Source organism: Nonomuraea sp. NPDC003707 (assembly GCF_053587055.1).
Genome location: NZ_JBSFNK010000011.1, coordinates 271,561 through 294,234, shown reverse-complemented (window position 1 = coordinate 294,234; position 22,674 = coordinate 271,561). Strand labels below are relative to the sequence as shown.

General features: G+C 69.8%; 20 protein-coding genes. 16 read left to right on the top strand and 4 right to left on the bottom strand.

The window, feature by feature from the left end; all coding sequences use genetic code 11:
* Positions 1-10 precede the first annotated feature (10 nt).
* From ACWDRB_RS29185 to ACWDRB_RS29120, 14 genes are all read left to right on the top strand, one after another.
* Complete coding sequence (locus ACWDRB_RS29185) at positions 11-787, top strand: VOC family protein (protein WP_449898873.1); 777 nt, start codon at positions 11-13, stop codon at positions 785-787.
* Positions 788-880: 93 nt separating this feature from the next.
* Entirely contained in the window at positions 881-2,107 is a 1,227-nt protein-coding gene (locus ACWDRB_RS29180; RefSeq protein WP_449898871.1) for a multidrug effflux MFS transporter, read from the top strand.
* A gap of 95 nt (positions 2,108-2,202) precedes the next feature.
* Positions 2,203-2,901: a helix-turn-helix transcriptional regulator gene (locus ACWDRB_RS29175; protein ID WP_449898979.1), complete on the top strand. Its 699-nt coding sequence runs from the start codon at positions 2,203-2,205 to the stop codon at positions 2,899-2,901.
* Positions 2,898-4,310, top strand: coding sequence for a Fe-S cluster assembly protein SufB (sufB, locus tag ACWDRB_RS29170; RefSeq protein ID WP_350740043.1), 1,413 nt, complete (start codon positions 2,898-2,900; stop codon positions 4,308-4,310). Before ACWDRB_RS29175 ends, sufB begins: the two co-directional genes overlap by 4 nt.
* Positions 4,310-5,431, top strand: a complete 1,122-nt coding sequence (gene sufD / locus ACWDRB_RS29165) for a Fe-S cluster assembly protein SufD (RefSeq protein WP_363970015.1) — start codon at positions 4,310-4,312, stop codon at positions 5,429-5,431. Before sufB ends, sufD begins: the two co-directional genes overlap by 1 nt.
* Entirely contained in the window at positions 5,428-5,748 is a 321-nt protein-coding gene (locus ACWDRB_RS29160; RefSeq protein WP_350740049.1) for a non-heme iron oxygenase ferredoxin subunit, read from the top strand. Before sufD ends, ACWDRB_RS29160 begins: the two co-directional genes overlap by 4 nt.
* A gap of 5 nt (positions 5,749-5,753) precedes the next feature.
* A complete protein-coding gene (gene sufC, locus ACWDRB_RS29155; protein WP_449898867.1) occupies positions 5,754-6,500 on the top strand; it encodes a Fe-S cluster assembly ATPase SufC in 747 nt (248 codons plus the stop codon).
* Positions 6,497-7,753: a cysteine desulfurase gene (locus tag ACWDRB_RS29150; RefSeq protein WP_449898864.1), complete on the top strand. Its 1,257-nt coding sequence runs from the start codon at positions 6,497-6,499 to the stop codon at positions 7,751-7,753. Before sufC ends, ACWDRB_RS29150 begins: the two co-directional genes overlap by 4 nt.
* A gap of 2 nt (positions 7,754-7,755) precedes the next feature.
* Complete coding sequence (sufU, locus tag ACWDRB_RS29145; protein WP_350740058.1) at positions 7,756-8,193, top strand: Fe-S cluster assembly sulfur transfer protein SufU; 438 nt, start codon at positions 7,756-7,758, stop codon at positions 8,191-8,193.
* Positions 8,190-8,549 (top strand): metal-sulfur cluster assembly factor, encoded by a 360-nt coding sequence (locus tag ACWDRB_RS29140; protein WP_350740061.1) that lies wholly within the window; start codon positions 8,190-8,192, stop codon positions 8,547-8,549. Before sufU ends, ACWDRB_RS29140 begins: the two co-directional genes overlap by 4 nt.
* Before the next feature lie 308 nt (positions 8,550-8,857).
* Entirely contained in the window at positions 8,858-10,819 is a 1,962-nt protein-coding gene (locus ACWDRB_RS29135; RefSeq protein WP_449898861.1) for a DEAD/DEAH box helicase, read from the top strand.
* A gap of 119 nt (positions 10,820-10,938) precedes the next feature.
* Positions 10,939-11,994 (top strand): LacI family DNA-binding transcriptional regulator, encoded by a 1,056-nt coding sequence (locus tag ACWDRB_RS29130; protein ID WP_449898858.1) that lies wholly within the window; start codon positions 10,939-10,941, stop codon positions 11,992-11,994.
* Between the two features lie 2 nt (positions 11,995-11,996).
* A complete protein-coding gene (locus ACWDRB_RS29125) occupies positions 11,997-14,492 on the top strand; it encodes a glycoside hydrolase family 2 protein (RefSeq protein WP_449898856.1) in 2,496 nt (831 codons plus the stop codon).
* Positions 14,489-15,496 carry a glycoside hydrolase family 5 protein gene (locus ACWDRB_RS29120; protein ID WP_449898853.1) on the top strand — a complete coding sequence of 336 codons (1,008 nt, stop codon included), beginning with the start codon at positions 14,489-14,491 and terminating at the stop codon, positions 15,494-15,496. The genes ACWDRB_RS29125 and ACWDRB_RS29120 overlap by 4 nt, the downstream gene beginning before the upstream one ends.
* On the opposite strand, the gene ACWDRB_RS29115 is transcribed toward ACWDRB_RS29120, so the two are convergent.
* The 4 genes from ACWDRB_RS29115 to ACWDRB_RS29100 all read right to left on the bottom strand — a co-directional run bounded on the left by ACWDRB_RS29115 (position 15,486) and on the right by ACWDRB_RS29100 (position 19,901).
* Positions 15,486-16,445: a carbohydrate ABC transporter permease gene (locus tag ACWDRB_RS29115; protein ID WP_350740076.1), complete on the bottom strand. Its 960-nt coding sequence runs from the start codon at positions 16,443-16,445 to the stop codon at positions 15,486-15,488. The two genes, ACWDRB_RS29120 and ACWDRB_RS29115, sit on opposite strands and share 11 nt — an antisense overlap.
* Entirely contained in the window at positions 16,445-17,356 is a 912-nt protein-coding gene (locus ACWDRB_RS29110; RefSeq protein WP_350740079.1) for a carbohydrate ABC transporter permease, read from the bottom strand. Before ACWDRB_RS29110 ends, ACWDRB_RS29115 begins: the two co-directional genes overlap by 1 nt.
* A gap of 54 nt (positions 17,357-17,410) precedes the next feature.
* Positions 17,411-18,655: an extracellular solute-binding protein gene (locus ACWDRB_RS29105; protein WP_363969992.1), complete on the bottom strand. Its 1,245-nt coding sequence runs from the start codon at positions 18,653-18,655 to the stop codon at positions 17,411-17,413.
* A gap of 205 nt (positions 18,656-18,860) precedes the next feature.
* The gene (locus ACWDRB_RS29100; protein WP_350740085.1) at positions 18,861-19,901 is read right to left on the bottom strand and encodes a LacI family DNA-binding transcriptional regulator; all 1,041 of its coding nucleotides are present in this window, start codon (positions 19,899-19,901) and stop codon (positions 18,861-18,863) included.
* 423 nt (positions 19,902-20,324) lie between these two features.
* Here ACWDRB_RS29100 and ACWDRB_RS29095 point away from each other — a divergent pair, with 423 nt between their 5' ends.
* Both ACWDRB_RS29095 and ACWDRB_RS29090 read left to right on the top strand, forming a co-directional pair.
* Positions 20,325-22,292 (top strand): zinc ribbon domain-containing protein, encoded by a 1,968-nt coding sequence (locus tag ACWDRB_RS29095; RefSeq protein ID WP_449898849.1) that lies wholly within the window; start codon positions 20,325-20,327, stop codon positions 22,290-22,292.
* Positions 22,293-22,355: 63 nt separating this feature from the next.
* The gene (locus tag ACWDRB_RS29090) at positions 22,356-22,619 is read left to right on the top strand and encodes a phosphoribosyl-ATP diphosphatase (RefSeq protein ID WP_192785690.1); all 264 of its coding nucleotides are present in this window, start codon (positions 22,356-22,358) and stop codon (positions 22,617-22,619) included.
* Positions 22,620-22,674: the final 55 nt, after the last annotated feature.

The window sequence follows — 22,674 nt, the reverse complement described above, 5'->3', positions numbered from 1 at the left end:
GGAGGGCGCAATGGCGCAACGCAGTGGGTACGACCCGGGAATCCCGTGCTGGGTGGACCTGTCCAGCACCGACGTCGAAGCTTCCGCCCGGTTTTACAGTGAGGTCTTCGGCTGGCAGGCCGACATGATCGACGACCCCGAGGCCGGTGGCTACGGGATGTTCCTTTACCAGGGCAGGCAGGTCGCGGGGCTGGGGCCGGTCATGGGCGCGGGGTCGCCCTCGTTCTGGAACATGTTCGTCGCCACCGACGACGCCGCCGCGCTCGCCGAGCGCGTCAGGAACGCCGGCGGCGCCGTCACCATGGAGCCGATGGCGGTCTTCGACGAAGGCGTCATGACGGTCTTCCAGGCCCCTGACGGCTCGTACGCGGCCGCCTGGCAGGCGGGCAACCACCACGGCGCGCAATTGGTCAACGAGCCCGTCTCGTTCTGCTGGAACGAGCTGGTCACGCGCGACCCGTCGGCCGCCGAGAGCTTCTACCCGGCCGTCTTCGGCTGGATGCCGCGGCTGCAGGAGATGGACGGGATCAAGTACACCGAGTGGCAGATGGGGGAGCGGGCCGTCGCGGGCATGGTCGAGATGTTCTCCGACTACCCGGCGGCGACGCCGTCGTTCTGGATGACGTACTTCGCGGTCGCCGACCTCGAAGCCACGACGGCCGCGGCCGAGGGAGCCGGCGCGAGCGTGCTGGTGCGGGGGATGGAGGCGCCGCCCGGCCGGTTCTCGATGCTCACCGATCCCCAGGGCGCGACGTTCTCCGTCATCCAGCTTCACGAAATCGCGTGAAATATCTGATGACCGGGAATTCGGAGGACCGGATCCTGGTTTGATCTCTCGGCCCTCGTGGGCCAAAGGCCTGCGAGGGAGAGGGGATCACGCATGTCCGTGGCGGCCGAAGCCACGTCCACGTCCACCATCGGGATCGAGCGGAGGAGGAGCAGCCGCGGGCTGCTGTTGGTGATCCTGGGCGCCTTGTCGGCGATCGGGCCCCTGTCCATCGACATGTACCTCCCGGCGCTGCCCGCCATCACCTCCGAGATGCTCAGCGCGCCGGCGCAGGTCCAGCTCACCCTCACCGCCTGCCTCATCGGCGTGTCCATCGGCCAGGTGATCGCCGGTCCGGTCAGCGACGTGCGCGGCCGCAGGACACCGCTGATCGTGGGCGTGGCCGGCTTCATGGTCGCCTCGCTGCTGTGCGCGTTCGCGCCGTCGGTGCCCATGCTCATCGCCTTCCGCCTGCTGCAGGGCGTGCTGGGCGGCGCGGCGCTGGTGATCGTGCGGGCGGTCGTCCGCGACCTGTACGACGGCGCCGCCATCGCCCGCATCTTCGCCACGCTCATGCTGGTCAGCGGCCTGGCGCCGATCCTGGCGCCCATCGCCGGCGCGCAGCTGCTGGAGTTCACCTCGTGGCGCGGCGTGTTCGTGGCGCTCAGCGTCGCCGGGATCGTGCTGCTGCTGGCCGTCCTGGGGGGCGTGCGCGAGACGCTGCCCGCGGCCGAGCGCGAGAGCGGCGGCCTCAAGCACACGGTCGGCACGTTCGGCAGGCTCCTGCGCGACCGGATGTTCATGGGCACCGCGCTGACCGCGAGTCTGGCGTTCGCGGCCATGTTCGGCTACATCTCCGGCTCGCCGTTCGTGCTCCAGGAGGTGTACGGCGCCACGCCGCAGCAGTACTCGCTCATCTTCGGGCTCAACGCCTTCGGCCTGACCGCCATGGCCCAGCTCGGCGGCCGGCTGTCAGGACGGGTGCCGCCGGTGACCCTCGTGATCACCGGGCTCGCCGTCGCGCTGACCGGCGCCTCGCTGCTGCTGACCGCCGCGCTCACCGGGCTCGGCCTGTGGGGCATCGTGGGCGGGCTGTTCGTCATCATGCTCGGCCAGGGCCTGGTCATGCCGGCCACCGGCGCGCTGGCCCTGGCCAGCCAGCCCGCGCAGATCGCCGGCAGCGCCTCGGCCCTGCTCGGCGTGCTGCAGTTCGCGCTCGGCGCGGCCGCGGCCCCGCTGGTCGGTCTCGCGGGCGCCACCAGCGCCGTGCCGATGGCCTGCGTGATGCTGGGCCTCATCCTTTGCTCAAGCTTGACCTTCGCCTTCCTGCGGAAGAGTTAGGTAAGGCTACCCTGCGTGAGAAATTCCATTCCCGGGCTGCTCAGATCCGTTTGTGAACCGGGAAGGAATTACGGCACACTGATGTTGTGAAAAACATGCAAGGGATCGAGCCAGGAAGCGAGCGGAGCACGCGTGCCCGCGTCGCCCGGCTGATCCTTGAGCATGGTCCCGTCGCGGCCGCCGCGCTGGGCGAGCGGCTGGGGCTCACCCCCGCCGCCGTCCGCCGCCACCTGGACGCGCTGCTGGCTGACGGAATGATAGAGCCTCGCACGGTCGGGCCGCGCGGGCAGCGCGGGCGCGGACGCCCCGCCAAGCTGTTCGCGATCACCGACGCGGGGCGCAGTGCTTTCGAGCACGCCTATGACGACCTCGCCGGGAGCGCGCTGCGCTTCCTGGCCGAGCGCATGGGAGAGGAAGCGGTGGCCGACTTCGCCCGCCTGCAGGTCTCGAGCCTGCTCAAGCGGCTGGAGCCGGTCATGCGGACGGTGCCGGCGGACCAGCGCGTACAAGTGCTGGCGCAGGCGCTGTCGGCGGAGGGGTATGCCGCCTCGGCCAGCAAGGCCAAGTCGGGCGGCGACCAGCTCTGCCAGCACCACTGCCCGGTGGCCCACGCGGCTGCGGAGTTCCCGCAGCTCTGCGAGGCCGAGACAGAGGCGTTCGCGCAGCTGCTCGGCACCCCGGTGCAGCGCCTGGCCACGATCGCCCACGGCGACGGGGTCTGCACGACACATGTGAGCCCACAGTCGCTGGGTGAATCCGCACATAGAGACAAGAGCAAGGAGACCGGAAGGTGACTGTCACCGACCGCCCGGAGCTGGAAGGCCTCGGGAATTACAAGTTCGGCTGGGCCGACCCGGATGCCGCCGGGGCGGCGGCCAAGCGCGGCCTGTCCGAGGAGGTCGTCCGCAACATCTCCGCTCTCAAGAACGAGCCGGAGTGGATGCTCGACCTTCGCCTGAAGGGCCTCCGCCTGTTCGACCGCAAGCCGCTGCCCACCTGGGGCTCTGACCTCACCGGCATCGACTTCGACAACATCAAGTACTTCGTGCGCTCCACCGAGAAGCAGGCCGCTTCCTGGGACGAGCTGCCCGCCGACATCAAGAACACCTACGACAAGCTCGGCATCCCCGAGGCGGAGAAGCAGCGCCTCATCGCCGGTGTCGCCGCCCAGTACGAGTCCGAGGTCGTCTACCACAAGATCCGTGAGGACCTCGAGGAGAAGGGCGTCATCTTCCTCGACACCGACACGGGCCTGAAGGAGCACCCGGAGATCTTCCAGGAATACTTCGGCTCGGTCATCCCGGTGGGCGACAACAAGTTCGCCGCCCTCAACAGCGCCGTGTGGTCCGGTGGCTCGTTCATCTACGTGCCGCCGAACATCGAGGTCGAGATCCCGCTGCAGGCCTACTTCCGGATCAACACCGAGAACATGGGCCAGTTCGAGCGGACCCTGATCATCGTGGACGAGAACAGCTACGTCCATTACGTCGAGGGCTGCACCGCGCCGATCTACTCCTCCGACTCGCTGCACAGCGCGGTCGTCGAGATCATCGTGAAGAAGAACGCCCGCTGCCGTTACACGACCATCCAGAACTGGTCGAACAACGTCTACAACCTGGTCACCAAGCGCGCCGTGGCCTACGAGGGCGCGACCATGGAGTGGATCGACGGCAACATCGGCTCCAAGGTCACGATGAAGTACCCGGCCGTCTACCTGATGGGCGAGCACGCCAAGGGTGAGACGCTGAGCGTCGCGTTCGCGGGCGAGGGCCAGCACCAGGACGCCGGCTCCAAGATGGTGCACCTGGCGCCCAACACCAGCTCCAGCGTCATCTCCAAGTCGGTGGCGCGCGGCGGCGGCCGCACCTCCTACCGCGGTCTCGTGCAGATCGAGGAGGGCGCCCACGGCAGCGCCAGCACCGTCAAGTGCGACGCCCTGCTGGTCGACCAGATCAGCCGCTCCGACACCTACCCCTACGTCGACGTCCGCGAGGACGACGTCAAGATGGGCCACGAGGCCACGGTCTCCAAGGTCAGCGAGGACCAGCTGTTCTACCTCATGAGCCGCGGGCTCGACGAGGACGAGGCGATGGCGATGATCGTGCGCGGCTTCGTGGAGCCGATCGCGCGTGAGCTGCCCATGGAATACGCGCTCGAGCTCAACCGGCTGATCGAGCTGCAGATGGAAGGAGCCGTCGGCTGATGGGCCTGAACGAGAAGCCCTTGTCGACCTTGCACGAGAAGGCGTCCTACGAGCTGGGCGACTTCGAGGTCCCGACCGGGCGCGAGGAGGCGTGGCGCTTCACGCCGCTCTCCCGCCTCAAGGGCCTGCACAGCGGCAAGGCCGAGGCCGTCGGTCACGTCCGGGTGGACGTCGACGCGGCGCCCGAGGTCACGGTCGAGACGGTCGGCCGCGACGACGCCCGGGTCGGCAAGGCCTTCGTGCCCACCGACCGGGTCAGCGCCCAGGCGTGGAACAGCTTCGAGAAGGCCACCGTCATCACGGTGCCGCGCGAGGCCGTCACCTCCAAGCCGACCGTGCTCACGCTCACCGGCTCCGGTGACGGCGCCGCGTACGGCCACATCGTGGTCAAGGTGGAGCCGCTGGCCGAGGCCGTGGTCGTGCTCGACCACAAGGGCAGCGCGGTCTACGCCGACAACATCGAGTTCGTCGTCGGCGACGGGGCCTCGCTCAGGGTCGTCAGCCTGCAGGACTGGGACGACGACGCGGTCCACGTCTCCCACCACCACGCGCAGCTGGCCAAGGACGCGACGTTCCGCAGCTTCGCGGTGACGCTCGGCGGCGACCTCGTACGCCTGTCGCCCAACGTGTCCTATACCGCTCCCGGCGGCGACGCCGACATGTCGGGCGTCTACTTCGTGGACGCCGGGCAGCACCTGGAGCACCGCCTGCTGGTCGACCACTCGCAGCCCAACTGCAAGAGCAACGTCGACTACCGCGGCGCCCTGCAGGGCGAGGACGCGCACGCCGTCTGGATCGGCGACGTGATCATCAGGGTCGAGGCCGAGGGCACCGACACCTACGAGCTCAACCGCAACCTCATCCTGACCGACGGCGCCCGCGCCGACTCGGTGCCCAACCTGGAGATCCTCACCGGCGAGGTCGCCGGGGCGGGGCACGCCTCCGCCTCCGGCCGGCTCGACGACGAGCACATCTTCTACCTCCAGGCCCGCGGCATCCCCTACGACGAGGCCCGCCGCCTGGTCATCAGGGGCTTCCTCGGCCAGCTCGTCGAGAAGATCGAGGTTGAGGAGATCCGCGAGCGCGTGCTGAGCGCGCTGGAGGCGGAGCTCGCGCGATGAGTTCGTTCGAGAAGGTCTGCAAGCTCGACGACATCCCCGACGGGGGAGTCATCGGGGTGGAGGTCGACGAGACGCCGGTGGCGCTCGTGCGCAAGGGCGGCGAGGTGTTCGCCCTGCGCGACGTCTGCTCCCACGCCGAGGTGAAGCTCAGCGAGGGCGAGGTCTACGACGGCACCCTGGAGTGCTGGCTGCACGGCTCGTGCTTCGACGTGCGCTCCGGCAAGCCCACCGGCCCGCCCGCGACCCAGCCCGTGAACGTCTACACAGTCAAGATCGACGGCGATGACGTGCTCGTCTCGCTCTCGAAGGAGTCATAACAACAATGTCCACCCTTGAGATCCGCGACCTCCACGTCGCCGTCGAGGACAAAGAAATCCTGCGCGGCGTCAACCTGACCGTCAACTCCGGCGAGACCCACGCCATCATGGGCCCCAACGGCTCGGGCAAGTCGACGCTCGCCTACGCGATCGCCGGTCACCCGAAATACACGATCACCGGCGGCCAGGTGCTGCTCGACGGCGTGGACCTGCTGGAGCTGTCGGTCGACGAGCGGGCCCGCGCGGGCCTGTTCCTGGCCATGCAGTACCCGGTCGAGGTCCCCGGCGTGTCGGTCTCGAACTTCCTGCGCTCGGCCGTCACCGCGGTCCGCGGCGAGGCGCCGAAGCTGCGCGAGTTCGCCAAGGACCTCAAGAACGGCATGGACGCGCTGTCCATCGACGCCGCCTTCGCCCAGCGCAACCTCAACGAGGGCTTCTCCGGCGGTGAGAAGAAGCGCCACGAGATCCTCCAGCTCGAGCTGCTCAAGCCGAAGATCGCGGTGCTCGACGAGACCGACTCCGGCCTCGACGTCGACGCGCTGCGCGTGGTGTCGGAGGGCATCAACCGCTTCCGCGCCTCCGGCGAGACCGGCGTGCTGCTGATCACGCACTACACCCGCATCCTGCGCTACGTGACGCCGGACTTCGTCCACGTCTTCGCGGGCGGCCGGATCGTCGAGGAGGGCGGCCCCGAGCTGGCCGAGAAGCTCGAGGCCGAGGGCTACGAGCAGTACACGAAGGCATCTGCATGACTCAGATCAGCTTTGACGTGGAGAAGATCAGGAAGGATTTCCCGGTCTTCTCCCGCGAGCTGCCCGACGGGCGCCCGCTCGTCTATCTCGACTCGGGCAACTCCTCACAGAAGCCCAACCAGGTCATCGAGACCATGCGTGACCACTTCGCGCTGCACTACAGCAACGTCGGACGGGCCATGCACGTGCTCGGCGCCGAATCGACCGACGCCTACGAGGGCGCCCGCGACAGAGTCGCCGCGTTCGTCGGGGCGCCGTCGCGCGACGAGGTGATCTTCACCAAGAACGCCTCCGAGGCGCTCAACCTCGTCGCGTACGCCTTCGGCAACCCCATCAACACCGATCCGCGCTTCACGCTCGGGGCCGGCGACGAGATCGTCATCTCCGAGATGGAGCACCACTCCAACATCGTGCCGTGGCAGCTGCTCGCGCAGCGCACCGGCGCGACGCTGAAGTGGTTCGGCGTCACCGACGAGGGACGGCTCGACTACGACCCGTCCGTGATCACCGAACGGACGAAGATCGTCTCGATCGCCCACCAGTCCAACGTGCTCGGCACCGTCAACCCGGTCGCCGAGGTGGCCAGGCGGGCGCACGAGGTCGGCGCGCTGATCATGCTGGACGCGTCGCAGTCCGTGCCGCATCACCCGGTCAATGTCACCGAGCTGGGCGCCGACTTCGTGGCCTTCACCGGCCACAAGATGGTCGGCCCGTCGGGCATCGGCGTCCTGTGGGGCAAGGCCGAGCTGCTCGACGCCATGCCCCCGTTCCTGGGCGGCGGCGAGATGATCGAGGCGGTCTGGATGGACCACTCGACGTACGCGCCGGTGCCGCACAAGTTCGAGGCCGGCACGCCGCCGATCGTCGAGGCCATCGGGCTGGGCGCGGCCGTCGACTACCTCACCGAGGTCGGCATGGAGGCCATCGAGGCGCACGAGCGCACGCTGACGGCCTACGCGCTCGACGCCCTGCGCGAGGTGCCCACCCTGCGCCTCATCGGGCCCGACTCGCTGGAGCAGCGGGGCGGCACGGTGTCGTTCACGCTGGCGGGCATCCATCCGCACGACGTCGGCCAGATCCTCGACGACCAGTTCGGCGTCGCCGTACGCGTCGGTCACCACTGCGCGCGTCCCCTGCACCTACGCTTTGGAATACCGGCGACCACGCGGGCGTCGTTCTACCTGTACAACACCACGGGCGAGATCGACGCTCTGGTCCGCGGCCTCCATCACGTTCAGAAGGTGTTCGCATAGCCATGATCGGCGAGTCGATGTACCAGGAGCTGATCCTGGAGCACTACAAACACCCGCAGGGGCGGGGGCTGCGTGAGCCGTACGACGCCGAGGTTCACCACGTGAACCCCACGTGCGGTGACGAGATCACGCTCAGGGTGAAGGTGGGCGACGGGGGCAAGGTCCTGGACGTCTCCTACGACGGACAGGGCTGTTCGATCAGCCAGGCCGCCGCCTCGGTGCTGCACGAGCTCGCCACCGGCTCGACGGTCGAGGAGACGCTCTCCGTGGTCGACGAGTTCACCAGGCTCATGCAGGGCAGGGGACAGGTCGAGGCGGACGAAGAGGTGCTCGGCGACGCGGTCGCGTTCGCGGGCGTGGCCAAGTTCCCGGCGCGCGTCAAATGCGCGCTGCTTTCGTGGATGGCCTACAAGGATGCGGTAGTGAGGAGTGCCCGATGAGTAAGCCGGTGGAGACTCCGACCGACTTCGACGGCGAGACCACCGTCGAAGAGGTCATGGAGGCGCTCAAGGACGTCGTGGACCCCGAGCTCGGCATCAACGTGGTCGACCTGGGCCTCATCTACGGGCTCAACCTCGACCCCGCCGACGGCGCGCGGCCCGTGGCCACCATCGACATGACGCTGACCAGCGCGGCCTGCCCGCTGACCGACGTCATCGAGGACCAGGCCCACTCGGCGCTCGACGGCATGGTGTCCGACGTCAAGATCAACTGGGTCTGGCTGCCGCCGTGGGGCCCGGACAAGATCACCGACGAAGGGCGCGATCAGCTCCGTATGCTAGGATTCAATGTCTGATCTTTTCTGTTGAAACGGCTGATGTTGACTCGTCAGCCGTTTCAGCGTGCCATAGAGGGTTGCGGAAGGTCCGGGCCCGTCCGGGGAATTTCAGATAGCATCCCGGCGTTGGTACCAAACGCACCTGACGTCTCATCGCGCGTCTGCATCGCCTGCGGCCGGTGCCCGGTGTGTTCCCCCCTTAAATGATTTGACCCGCCCGTACGGCGGGTGACCAGAACCCCTGTGCGGCGTGCGCCGCACGTCCCGGCTCGTCCTTTCGCAGAAGTGACGTGCCACTTCGACTGAAAGGCACGACTTTCGTGACCATGCTTGACGCTGTCATGCCCGCGTTCGACGAGACCGCCGGTGCGGCGGGCTCCGACTCGCCGGCCCCTTCCGGCCAGACGGCCTCGGCCTCTGGCAGAGACGCCGACCCGAGGCCGTCGGAGTTCGAGCTGCTCGGCCTGCCCAAGCCGCTCATCACCGGGCTGGCCAAGCAGGGCATCGACAGCCCGTTCCCCATCCAGAGCGCGACCATTCCCGACGTGCTCGCCGGCAACGACGTGCTCGGCCGCGGCCAGACCGGCTCCGGCAAGACGCTCGCGTTCGGTCTGCCCACCATGGCCCGCCTCGCGGGCGTGCGGCCGGCCCCCGGCCACCCCCGCGCGATGATCCTCGTGCCCACCCGCGAGCTCGCGCTCCAGGTGCACGACGCGCTGGAGCCGCTCGGCCGCGGCCTGGGCCTGCGCATGAAGGTCGTCGTGGGCGGCATGTCCATGGGCAAGCAGATCGAGGCGCTGCGGCGCGGCGTCGACATCGTCATCGCCACGCCCGGCCGGCTCGGCGACCTCATCCGGCAGGGTGAGTGCTCGCTCGCCGACGTCGAGGTCAGCGTCCTGGACGAGGCCGACCACATGTGCGACCTCGGCTTCTTCCCCGTCGTCACCGACCTGCTCGCGCAGACCCCGACCGACGGGCAGCGGCTGCTGTTCTCCGCCACGCTCGACGGCGACGTCGACAAGCTGGTGCAGCGCTTCCTCAAGAACCCGATCACCCACTCCGTGGCCCCCGCGACCTCGCCGGTCGACACCATGGAGCACCACGTGATGCAGGTCACGCGCGACGAGAAGTTCGACGTCATCGCCGAGATCGCCAACCGTGAGGGCCGTACGATCATCTTCGTCCGCACCCAGCACGGCGTCGACCGGCTCTGCAAGCAGCTGGCCAGGGTCGGCGTCAAGTCGGGCGGCCTGCACGGCGGCAAGCGCCAGAACCAGCGCACCCGCATCCTCGCCGAGTTCCGCGAGGGCGCCATCAACGTGCTCGTCTGCACCGACGTGGCGGCGCGCGGCATCCACGTCGACAACATCAGCCTGGTGCTGCACGTGGACCCGCCCCAGGACCACAAGAGCTACCTGCACCGGGGTGGCCGCACCGCCCGCGCCGGTGAGAAGGGCACCGTGGTCACGCTGGTGCTGCCCAGCGAGCGCCGCTCCACCGACGCGCTCACCCGGCGGGCCGGCATCCACCCGTTCCGCCTGAAGGCCACGCCCGGTCACCCGCGGGTGGCCGAGGTGACCGGCGCCCGCATGCCGAGCGGCGAGGCCATCCCGGTCTGGGAGCCGGACGTGCGCAAGCCTCTGCGCCCCCGCCGTGAGGGCGGCGGCGGTCAGGGCGAGCGCCGCAACGGCCGCCGCCCCCGCCGCGACTTCGACGGCGACCGCCGCCCCCGGCGTCACGAGGACGGCGAGCGTTCGTTCGGGTCGGGCGAGGACCGTCGCCCGCGCCGTCACCAGGACGGCGAGCGTTCCTTCAACTCCGGCGAGGACCGTCGCCCGCGCCGTCACCAGGACGGCGAGCGGCCCTTCAACTCCGGCGAGGACCGTCGTTCCCGGCCGCACGCCGAGGGTGAGCGGCCGTTCGGGCGCTCGCAGGAGCCGCGCACCTTCGGGGACGACCGGCGCCGTGACAGCGGGCCGCGCGGCGGCTACCGCTCGGACGACCGGCCGTTCCGCCAGGACGACCGCGGCCAGCGCGGTGGCGGCGGCTACCGTTCGGACGACCGCGGCGGACGCTACGCCTCCGACCGCAGCCGCCCGTTCTCGGCCGACCGCGATCGTGGCCCCCGCTCCGACGAGCGCGGCCCGCGCGACGGTTACCGCTCCGGTGGTGGCCGTTCGGACGAGCGCGGCCCGCGCGACGGCTACCGCTCGGGCGGTGGCCGTTCGGACGAGCGCGGCAACGGCGGCGGCTACAGCCGCAACTCGGGCCGTCGCTTCGAGCGCTGACCCGCCGCTTCATCTCCCATCCGCCCGCCGGACCCCGCAAGGGGTGCGGCGGGCGGTGTCATTTGCCGTAGAGTCGCGCTTGGCGACATATATGAACCGGTAAATCCAAGGGGCGGCCGATGAAGCGACCCACGATCGACGACATCGCGCGCAGGGCCGGCGTCTCGAAAGGGGCCGTGTCGTTCGCGCTGAACGGCCGTCCCGGTGTCTCCAGCGAGACGCGCCGCCGCATCCAGGCCATCGCCGCCGAGCTGGGCTGGCAGCCCAACAGCCTGGCGCGGGCCCTGTTCGACGGCCGGCCGGACGTGCTGGGCCTGGTCGTGGACCGCCCGGCGCGCACGCTGGGGCTGGAGCCGTTCTTCATGCAGCTGATCTCCGGCATCGAGGCCACGCTGTCGGCCGCGTCCGTGGGGCTGCTGCTGCAGATGACCGAGGACCACGAGGCCGAGATCGCGATCTACCGCAAATGGTGGGCGCAGCACCGGGTCGCCGGGGTGTTCGTCGTGGACCTGCGGGTCGAGGACGCCAGGATCGCCGTGCTGGAGGAGCTGCGGCTGCCCGCCGTGGTCATCGGCGGCCCCGGCGGGACCGGGCGGCTGCCCGCCGTGTGGATCGACGACGGCGGCGCGCTCGCCGCCGTGATCGAGCACCTGGCCGGGCTGGGGCACCGCAGGATCGCCAGGGTCGCGGGCCCCGAGGAGCTCATGCACACCGGCGTCAGGACCGCCGCCATGCGGGCCACCGCCGCCCGGCTGGGCGTCGAGAGCGTCACCGTGTACGCCGACTACAGCGGCGAGAGCGGCGAGCGCGCCACGCTCGACCTCCTGCGCGGGCCGGACCGGCCCACCGCCATCGTGTACGACAACGACGTGATGGCGGTCGCGGGCACCGCCGCCGCCCGCGAGGCCGGGATCTCGGTGCCCGGCGAGCTGTCCGTCGTGGCCTGGGACGACTCCGCCCTGTGCCTGCTGGCCCGGCCGCACCTGACGGCGGTCAGCAGGGACATCGCCGCCTGCGGCGCCCACGCCGCCCGTGCCCTGCTCGATCTGGTGCAGGGCCGCGAGGTGACCGACGCGCGGCAGGCCAACCCGCGCATGGTCAGCAGGGGCAGCACCGCGCCCGTACGTGAACCCGTTCAGTTAATGGTCGGAAACATTGAAACTAAACGGGTTTAGTGATGCGATTGCAATTCCCGCTGCTCGAGCCCGGAGGGTTGATGAGCCCGTTCCGCCCCCTTCATGAAGCCTGGACCGTCCGCTCCGCGAGCGGCGACGTGCGGGCCCCGGCCACCGTCCCAGGTTGCGTCCACACCGATCTGCTCGCCGCGGGGCTGATCCCCGATCCCTACCTCGACGACAACGAGACCCACCTGGCCTGGATCGGGCGCACCGAGTGGCGTTTCGAGACGGAGTTCTCGTGGGACGGCACCGGGCACGAGCACGTCGACCTCGTGTGCCAGGGGCTCGACACCGTGGCGGCCGTCGAGCTCAACGGCGTGCGGGTGGGCGAGTCCGCGAACATGCACCGCTCGTACCGGTTCGACGTGCGCCACGCGCTGCGGACCGGGAGCAACCGGCTGACGGTCACGTTCGGGTCGGCGCTCGAATACGCCGAGCGGCTGCGGGAGGAGCTCGGCCACCGGCCGGGCGCCTACACCCAGCCCTACAACTTCATCAGGAAGATGGCCTGCAACTTCGGCTGGGACTGGGGCCCGACGCTGATCACGGCGGGCATCTGGCGGCCGATCGGGCTGCACGAGTGGAGCGGGGCCAGGATCGCCGAGGTCCGGCCGCTGGTGACCGTCGAGGACGGGACGGCCAGGGTGGACGTGCACGTCCGGGTGGAGAAGACGGGCGCCGCCGAGGTGAGCGCGGCGATCAAGGGGGTGACGGCCCGCGCCGTGATCCCCGAGGACGGCGACGAGGCCGTGCTCACGCTGGAGGTGCCCGACCCGGAGCTGTGGTGGCCGCGAGGGTACGGCGAGCAGCCGCTCTACGAGCTCGAGGTGACGGCCGGCGAGGACGTGTGGCGCCGCCAGATCGGGCTGCGCGAGGTGCGGCTGCGTACCGAGGACGGCGCGTTCACCCTGGCTGTCAATGGGGTCGAGGTGTTCGTCAGAGGGGTCAACTGGATCCCCGACGACTGCTTCCCCACCAGGGTGGGCCGCGAGCGCTACGCCGCCCGGCTCGCCCAGGCCTGCGAGACGAACGTCAACCTCGTCCGCGTGTGGGGCGGCGGCCTGTACGAGAGTGAGGACTTCTACGACCTGTGCGACCGGCTCGGGCTGATGGTCTGGCAGGACTTCCCGTTCGCCTGCGCCGCCTACCCCGAGGAGGACCCGATCGGGGCCGAGGTGGAGGCGGAGGCGCGCGAGCAGGTGGCCAGGCTGAGCGCGCACCCGAGCCTGGTCCTGTGGTGCGGCAACAACGAGAACATCGAGGGCTACGCCGACTGGGGCTGGCAGGAGCCGCTCCAGGGACGTAGCTGGGGAGGCGGCTTCTACCTGGAGACGCTGCCGCGCGTCGTGGCCGAGCTGGACCCGACCCGCCCGTACTGGCCGGGCAGCCCCTACTCGGGCTCCATGGACCTGCCGCCCAACGACCCGGCCCGCGGCACCATGCACATCTGGGACGTGTGGAACGAACGCGACTACACCGTCTACCGCGACTACCGGCCGCGCATGGCCGCCGAGTTCGGCTTCCAGGGGCCCGCCGCGTACGCCACGATCCGCCGGGCGATCAGCGACGAGCCGCTGCTGCCCGACTCCCGGGGCCTGCTGCACCACCAGAAGGCCGTCGACGGCAACCTCAAGCTGGCCGCCGGGCTCAAGCCGCACTTCCCGGTCCCCGGGACCTTCGACGACTGGCACTACGTCACCCAGGTCAACCAGGCGCGTGCCATCCAGCTCGGGGTGGAGCACTTCAGGGCCCTGTGGCCGCACTGCGCGGGCAGCGTGGTGTGGCAGCTCAACGACTGCTGGCCGGTCACGTCGTGGTCGGCCGTGGACGGGGACGGGCGGAGGAAGCCGCTGTTCCACGCGCTGCGCAGGGCGTACGCCGATCGGCTGCTGACGGTGCAGCCGCGCGACGGCGGGATGGCGCTGGTCGCCGTCAACGACAGCGCGCGGCCGTGGCGGGCGTCGGCGCGGGCCGTACGGCACGGCTTCGACGGCAGCGAGCTCGCGGCGCAGGACCTCGCGCTGGACGTGCCGCCCCGGGCGGTCGTCACCCTGCCGCTGGCCGCGCCCGTCGCCGAGCCGGGCGACCCGGCGAGCGAGCTGATCACCGCCGCGATCACCGAGCCGGACGACCGGGCAGGCGAGCCGATCGCCACCGGGATCGCCGCGCCGGGCGGTGGCGACCAGGCGGTGGCGCGGGCGCTGTGGTTCTTCGCGCCCGACCGGGACCTGCGCCTGCCCGAGCCGCGCTACGACACCGCGGCCGAGGCCGTCCCCGGCGGGCTCCGGCTGACGGTCACCGCGCGCACGCTCCTGCGCGACCTGGCCGTCTTCCCCGACCGGCTGGACCCGGCCGCCGAGGCCGACGACCAGCTCGTCACGCTGCTGCCGGGCGAGCGGGCCGAGTTCCTGATCGACACGGCGGGCCTGGACGAGCAGGCCCTCGTCCGCGTGCCGGTGCTGCGCTGCGTCAACGATGTGGTGGTGGAAGCATGAGGCGATACGGGTTCAACCTGCAGTGGATGTTCTGGAAGGACCCCGGCGTGAAGCCCGCGCCCGTCGACGAGCGGGTGCTGGACGCGATCGCCGCGTGGGGCTTCGACTTCGTCCGCATGCCGTGCGACTACCGCTTCTGGACCGACGGGCTCGACTACGCCCACCCCGACGAGCGCGTGCTCGAGGTGCTGGACACCTACCTCGACGCCTGCCGCGAGCGCGGCCTGCACCTCTCGCTCAACCTCCACCGCGCCCCCGGCTACGTGATCACCGGGTGGGAGAGCGAGCACCACAACCTCTGGGCCGACCGCGAGGCGCAGGATGGCTTCGCCGCCATCTGGACCGGTTTCGCCCGCCGCTACCGGGGCGTGCCCGGCGACGAGCTCTCGTTCGACCTCGTCAACGAGCCGCCCTCCGTGGGGGAGCGGGGGTTCACCAGGGCGGCGCACGAGACGGTGATCCGCCGCGTGGTGGCGGAGATCCGGCGGGCCGACCCGGACCGGCCGATCGTGATCGACGGGCTGGGCGGCGGCCACCTGGCCGTGCCGGAGCTGGCCGACCTCGGCACCGTCCACGGCGTCGTCCACAGCACCCGCGGCTACGCGCCGATGAGCGTCAGCCACTACCGGGCCGAATGGTGGCCCGGCTCACAGGGCCTGGCCGAGCCTGCCTACCCCTGCGACTACCAGGGACGACGCTGGGACCGGGCCGCGCTGCGCGACTTCTACGCGCCGTGGCGCGAGGTGGCGGGGCAGGGTGTGCCCGTCCACGTGGGCGAGTTCGGCTGCTACGACCACACGCCGAACGACGTCGCGCTGCGCTGGCTGTCCGACGTGCTCGGCGTGTTCGCCTCGTTCGGCTGGGGATACGCGTTGTGGGAGTTCCAGGGGCCGTTCGGGGTGATCGGGCACCGGCGGCCCGGTGCGCGCTTCGAGCAACTCGACGGGTTCCCGGTGGACCGGGACCTCCTGGAGCTGCTCCAGGCGCACCGGGTCAGCCCTTGAGGCCGCTGAGGGCGATGCCGCGGGTGAAGTACTTCTGGAAGATCACGAAGAAGACGATCGTCGGGACCGACGCGAGCAGCCCGCCCGCCATGATCGCGCCTTGGTGATCGGGTCCCACGTAGTAGGAGTTGAGCCTGGCCAGAGCGACGGGTATGTTCGCCATCTCGTCGCTCTGGACGATGATGAGCGGCCAGAGGAAGTTGTTCCACTCCGCGAGCACGATGAAGATCGACATCGCGGCGAGCGCCGGCCGCAGCAGCGGCAGCACGATCTTCCACCAGATCCGCCACTCCCCGGCGCCGTCCACCCTGGCCGCCTGGATCAGCTCGTTCGGCAGCGACTGCAGGAACTGCACCAGGAAGAACAGCACGAACGCCTTGGCCAGCGCCGGCACGATGTAGGCGGCGTAGTTGTCCAGCCAGCCCAGGTTCCGCATGATCACGTAGTTGGGGATCAGCGTCGTCTGCCAGGGCACCATCATCGAGGCGATGATCAGCAGGAAGATCGTCCGCCGGCCCTTGATGTCGTGCTTGGAGATCACGTACGCGGCCAGCGAGCAGATCAGCAGCGACCCGACGGTGATGGCGGTGGTGATGACGAGGCTGTTGAGCATGAACCGCCAGAACCCCATGTCCACCTGGTAGCGCTGGAAGATGCCCGCCAGGTGGCCGGGGTTGATCCCCTTGGGGCTCCACTCCGTGTCGTAGAAGTTGGCGACCGTGGGGGACTGCGGCACGAACGACGGCGGCGTCCTGGCCAGCTCCCTCGGCGGCTTGAACACCGTGATGAGCAGCCAGTAGAACGGCGCGATCATCGTCAGCGCCAGCAGGTAGAACGGCAGGCGCAGCAGATGCCCGTTGATCTTCGCGCGCCGGCTGCCGCCCGCCGGGGCCGCGTGCCGGGACGGCTGCGGCGCGGGGGCGATCGTGTCCATCGGGGCGACGGCCATCACAGCTCCTTCATGGCGCGGCCCACGCGCAGGTTGACGAGGCTCAGCACGAAGATGATCAGGAAGAGCACCCAGGCGATCGCCGAGGCGTAGCCCAGCCTGAAGTGGGTGAATCCCTGGTCGTAGAGGTAGGGGACGATCATCAGGCCCGAGTCGAGCACGCCGCCGATGGTGTTGGCGCCCGACGAGAAGACGATGTAGACGGCCTCGAACACCTGGAAGGCGCCGATCAGGCCGGTCACCACCACGTACGTGGTGACGGGACGCAGCAGCGGCAGCGTGATGTGGCGGAAGCGGTGCCAGGTCGAGGCGCCGTCGATCTTGGCAGCCTCGTAGTACTCCTCGGGGATCGAGCCGAGGCCGGCCACGTACAGCACCATGCCGTAGCCCATGCCGCCCCACACCGACATCACCACCAGGATGGGGATCGTCAGCCCCGGCGTGGCCAGCCAGGCCACGGCCTTGCCGCCGAACCAGCCCACGATGGTGTTGGCCAGGCCCACGTCGCTGGGGTAGAGGACCCACTTCCACATCAGCATGAGCGCGATGGAGGAGGTCACCGACGGCAGGAAGAACACCGTGCGCATGATCCGGTGCAGCCAGCTCGTGCCGCTGAAGGCCAGCGCGAGGCCCAGCGACAGCAGCGTGCCGAGCACGACCGACGCGACCACGTACAGGGCCGTGTTGCCCAGCGCGTGGCGGAACCTGGCGTCCGAGGCCAGCTGCTGGAAGTTCTCCAGGCCGGTGAACGCGGCGGGGTTGATCCCGTCGAACTTCGTGAAGCTCAGATAGAGAGAGTTGGCCAGCGGCCAGATCAGAAAGCCCGCGAACAGCGCGAGAAAGGGCAGCAGCATCGCGTACGAGGTGCCGTAGCGGCGGAGCCTGCTGCGCAGGGGGATGGGGGAAGCCATGTCAGACTCCTGGATCGGGGCCGGGACCGGGGCCAGGCCGGTCCCGGCGAGCGGCTAACCGGCGTTGCGCTCCATGACCTTGGCGGCCTCCGCCAGCGCGGTCTTGGCATCCGACTTGCCCAGGATGACCGACTGGAGCTGCTTGGTCACGTCCGGCGCGCTCTCGTCCCAGCCCGGGCAGCCCGGCGCGGCCTTGCCCGTCTTGATCGACGCCTCGAACACCTGAGCCTGCTCGGGCGCGAACACCGAGCCGTTCACGATCTTGTCGGCCCGCGGTGAGATGTAGGAGATGTTCCGCTTCCTGGCCTCGTCCGAGATCGCGGCGATGGCCTCGTCGCTGTACATGAACTTGACGAAGTCCGCGCCCGTCTCGACGTACTTGCTGAAGGAGGTCACGCCGATCGCCCGGCCGCCGATGAACGCGGTCGGCCCGGCGGGCCCCGCGGGGATCGTGGACATCGCCCACTTGCCCTTCAGCTTCGGCTTGTTGATGTCGATGCCCTTGGCGATCCAGTTGCCCGCCACCACCATCGCGGTGCCGGTGTCCAGCGCGTCGGAGCCCTCCACGGTGGCGGTCGGCGCGCCGTGCTTCTTGTACAGGTCGGCCCAGTACGTCAGCGCCTTCTCGGCCTCCGGGGTGTTGAGCGAGGGCTTGCAGTCGGCGGTGTAGAACGAGCCGCCCGCCTGGTAGAGGTAGTTGAAGTAGCCGATCCAGTCCAGGTTGCCCCAGTCCTGGCTGTAGGGCTTCTTCACGCCGGCGGCCTTGAGCTTGTCGATGGCCGCGGTCAGCTCCTCCCAGGTCTTGGGCGGCTCGACCTTGGCCTTCTCCAGCAGATCGGTGCGGTAGTAGAGGGCCAGGGTCGACATGTCCAGCGGCACGCCGTACACCGAGCCGTCAGGGGAGATGGCCGACTCCCACTGGGCGGGCAGCGCCTGCGCCTTGAGCGAGTCGGCGCCGTACTTGCGCAGGTCCACCATGGCGCCCCTGGTGCCGAACTGGATGGTCCAGGTCATGCCGCCGGAGATGACGTCGGGCCCGTTGCGACTGGTGGCCGCGGCCAGCAACTTGGCGTACGCGTCGCTCCACGACAGGGTCTGCACCTTGACCGTCACGTTCGGATGCTTCTGGTGGTAGAGGTCGGCCGCCTTCTGGAAGGTCGCGGTCTCGTCGTCTCCGCCCGTGGACCAGAAGGACAGGGTCGCGGGGGCGTTCTGGTCTGCCTGCTTGGTCTGCGTCTGGCCACTCGTGGCGCAGGCCGCGCTCAGGACCGTCAGCAGGACCGCGCTGCACGCTGCCATCGTTCGTCGCATGGAGCTGTCCGATCTATCGGTCGGATGGGCGCCGGGACTCCCCTGCGAAGGGCGTGCGGATGTGCGAGGGCATCCCCACGACTGGCGCCCAAATTCAATGGTGTAGGGATCTCACCACTTAAACGGGTAAGTTACAATAGCCAGCCTTGGAGATTGCTGAAATGTTTCCCCTTATGGAGCCGCTGACCTGTGGCTACATCGCCCGTGAAACGGTTCGGTCACGGCCCGCGGGGGCGGTGCTGCCCCGAGGCAGCAGGCGCGCCGGCGGCCCCTCCAGGCTCCCCGTCTCCCCGCTGCCGATCAGCCGGAGCAGGGTCTGCGCGGCGTGCGCGCCGCAGGCGGGGATGTCCCTGGTCACCGCGGTCAGCGACGGCCGCACCACCTGGGAGAGCGGCGAGTCGTCCCAGCCCACGATCGACAGCTCGGCGGGGACGTCCAGGCGCATCTCCTGGGCGACCGACAGCCCCGCCACCGCCATGATGTCGTTGTCGTAGACGATCGCGGTGGGCCTGGCCCGGGAGCTGAGCAGCCGCCTGGTCGCGCGGGCGCCCTGCTCGCCCGTGTAGTCGGTGTGGACGACCGGATGCTCGCCGACGCCCGACTCGGCGCAGAGCTCCGCGAACGCCTCGTCCCTGATCCTGGTGTGCAGCAGCGCCGGCAGCCCGGCCACCCTGGCGATGTGCCGGTGGCCGAGCGCCGCGAGATATTCGACCACCTCGCGCAGCACGGCCACCTCGTCCGACCACACCGAGGGCAGCGAGCCGGTGCCCGACGGGTGGCCGGTCACCACCGCCGGCATGCCCAGCCGCTCGACCACCGGGATCCGGGGGTCGTCGGCGTGCAGGTCGACCAGGATCGCGCCGTCCACCCGGCCCTCGCCCCACCAGCGCCGGTAGACCGCGATCTCGGCCTCGTGGTCGGCCACCACCTGCAGCATCAGCGCGCACGAGCTGGCCGCCAGCTCGCCCTCGATGCCGCTGATCAGCTCCATGAAGAACGGCTCCACGCCGAGGAAGCGCGCCGGGCGGCACAGGACCAGGCCGATGGCGTCGGCCCTGGCGCCGCTGAGCGAGCGCGCGGCCACGTTGGGCCGCCAGCCGATCTCCTGGGCGATCGCCTGGATGCGCGCCCTGGTCTCGGCGGAGACACCGGGCTGGCCGTTCAGCGCGTAGGAGACAGCCCCCTTGGACACGCCGGCCCGTCTGGCGATGTCGGCGATCGTTGGCCTCTTCACCCCGTGCTCCTCTCTGAAACTTTCACTGAACCGTATCAGCGACGACGGAGGCGTTCCTGGCATCATTCGCCCGCCGCCTGTGACCGGATGATCGCGCCGAGGCGATCGCCGTTACGGTGAGCGCCGACTTCGACGCCTTCTGGGGCCTACAACCAGACCAAAGATTGGTAACCTATCGGTCACTCAAGGTGAGGATTGGGTGAGGGTGAGGTGCACGCAGGCAAGTTTGCTCTCGATCGGGTGTGCCAGGCCAGGGCGCACCAGCGGAGTGTGCCTACCTGCGCAGGCCGTGTTGACCAAGAGCGTGCCGCAGGCAAGGCGACGCAGCGGATCTCCTGGCCCGGTGGTTGTGTTGTTCTCGGCGAGGCCTGAGCGTCTTGTACTGGCGCGATGTGGCCCACGCGCCGGTGGCGGGGGTGGCCGGTGAAGCGACGTCTGAGGCTGGCCGCAGGCGAGACCGCCTACACGGCATGTGCTCGCGCGCTGCTGCGTGGCGGGGTGGCGGAGAAGAGCGGCGAACTGGTGTCCGCGGCGGTGCTGGCCGAGCGGGTCGGCTGGTGCGCCGAGTTGATGTCGGTCATGGCTGCAGGGTTGCTGGCCGAGCACTGGAACCGTGCCGACGTCGAGGTGCTGGCGGGCGGAGTGGATGCCGGCGGGCGACGTCTGCCGTCGCAGGCTTGGATGGCGCTGAGGCGGCTCGGGTGGACGGCCGGTGCGCCGGAGGGTGTGACAGTCAACGACCGCATCGTACGCATGTCCCAGGAGCAAGCCGGACGCCTGTTGCGCTCCGCCGCCTGGCGGGCCGGGGTGACCGCCGGCGTGCTGGCCACCTGGCCCGCCGACTCGCTGAAGCGCACGGCCGAGGAATGGAACGCCGTGCGCGCTGCCGTTCCCGGCGGCCGGGATCTGCCCTCCAGCCTCATAAAGGCCCGTACCCGACAGATCGCCTCATTCCTGCACGTCGAGGGGCGACTGCCAGTCGACGTATTCGAACTGGAGGGCGCACCCCGCACGGCCGCGATACTGCTGCTGGCCGCCTGCGATCGTCAGCAGGCCACCTTCGAGCGCAGCGACAGCAACCCGCAGCGGGCGCTGCTGCGGCTCCAACTGCCCATTCGGCCAGACCCGCAGAGGTATGCGGACTGGGCATGGGTTGCCTGCCCGATCATTCTGCCCCCGACTGTTCCCGCCGCAGCGGTGCTGCACCTGCCTACCCTGCGCGTCCAGGGCCAGAACGTGCGCGCCGAGGTGGCCTACACACACGCTGTGCCGCGTGCCCAGCGCACCGGCCACACCGTCGCGCTCGGAGTGGATTGGGGTCTCAACACGTTGCTGTCCGCGGGCGCGGTACGACTCCATGCGGACGGGCGCTTGACCGCGCTCGGTGCCGGAGCGGAATTCCGCGCTGCGGGCGTGCTGGCCAAGCAACATCGTCTTCGCCGCCTGTCCGAGTGGCTACACTCCCGGGCGGACTGCTACCAGCGCCTGATCGATGGACGCAAATCGCATCAGGCGCATCCGGCGTTGGAAGGCAAGCTGGAGGTCTTGTCCGCGGAGATCCGACACATCTCCACGCGCCGTACCAGTCTCAACGAGGCGCTGGCCTGGTCGGCGGCACGCTGGGCGGTAGACCAGGCGGCCGCTGCCGGGGCGACGGCGATCTATCTGGAGGATCTGCGTTCATTGGAGGCCCGTGGGATGGGCCGCACCCTGAACACCCGGTTGTCGCAGCAGGTGCGCGGCCAGATCTCGGACCGCATTCGGCACCTGGCCGCCGAGAGCGGCATCGCCGTGGTGACCGTGCCCGCCCGCAACACCTCCAAGCAATGCCCGCAATGTCTGACTCCGCTACGGCATTGCAAAGCGCCGGACAAGCCCGCGGTCGCAGGGTGGAAGTGGGCGATCTGCCCCAATCCAGCATGTGGCTGGCAGGGTGACCGTGACCATGGCGCCTGGCGCCGCATCGCCGCCCGCGGCCTCACCCACCAGGCCACCACCGCCGTGGACCAGGCAACCGGGCAGAGAGCGATCCGCTCCGTGGCAAACACGCTCGAGGCCAAGGCTGTCCTCAGCCCTCTCGACCCCAAGACCAACCGGAAGGACCGGTCGAAGACCGGACCCACCCGGCGTCACACCACACGCTCCGCGCCCAGTCGACGCAGGGCACCCTCCCCCGCCCGGCCCAACGGCCAGGCGGGTCAGCGTCCGGAGGGACCCGCACCAACGGACCGGAGGAGGCTGCCCCGCGCAGCCCACCGGCACCAGGGCGGGCAGGCGATCAGCACACCCACCAGACGACACCGTCCACGCGGGGCAGCGTTAGGCGCAGGGTTCCACCTCCACGCGCACGCCACCCCACCCCGGTGGGAAGCGATCCAGAGTCATGTCTGAGATAGGATCGCTACGCTGCTCAGAGACGCTTGACAAGCACGTCAGCCAACCACGAGAGAGACCATGAAGACCTTCGAAGAGCTGTTCGCCGAGCTGTCCGAGAAGGCCAGGACCCGGCCCGAGGGCTCGGGCACCGTGGCCGCCCTCGACGCCGGCGTCCATGCCATCGGCAAGAAGGTCGTCGAGGAGGCCGCCGAGAGCTGGATGGCCGCCGAGCACGAGTCAGACGACAGGGCCGCCGAGGAGATCTCCCAGCTCCTCTACCACGTGCAGGTGCTCATGATCGCCAAGGGCATCGGCCTCGACCAGGTCTACAAGCATCTCTAGGGCGCCCGGCGCCCGCCACCAAGCCCCTTGAGAAGCAACAGCGAGACAGATCGAG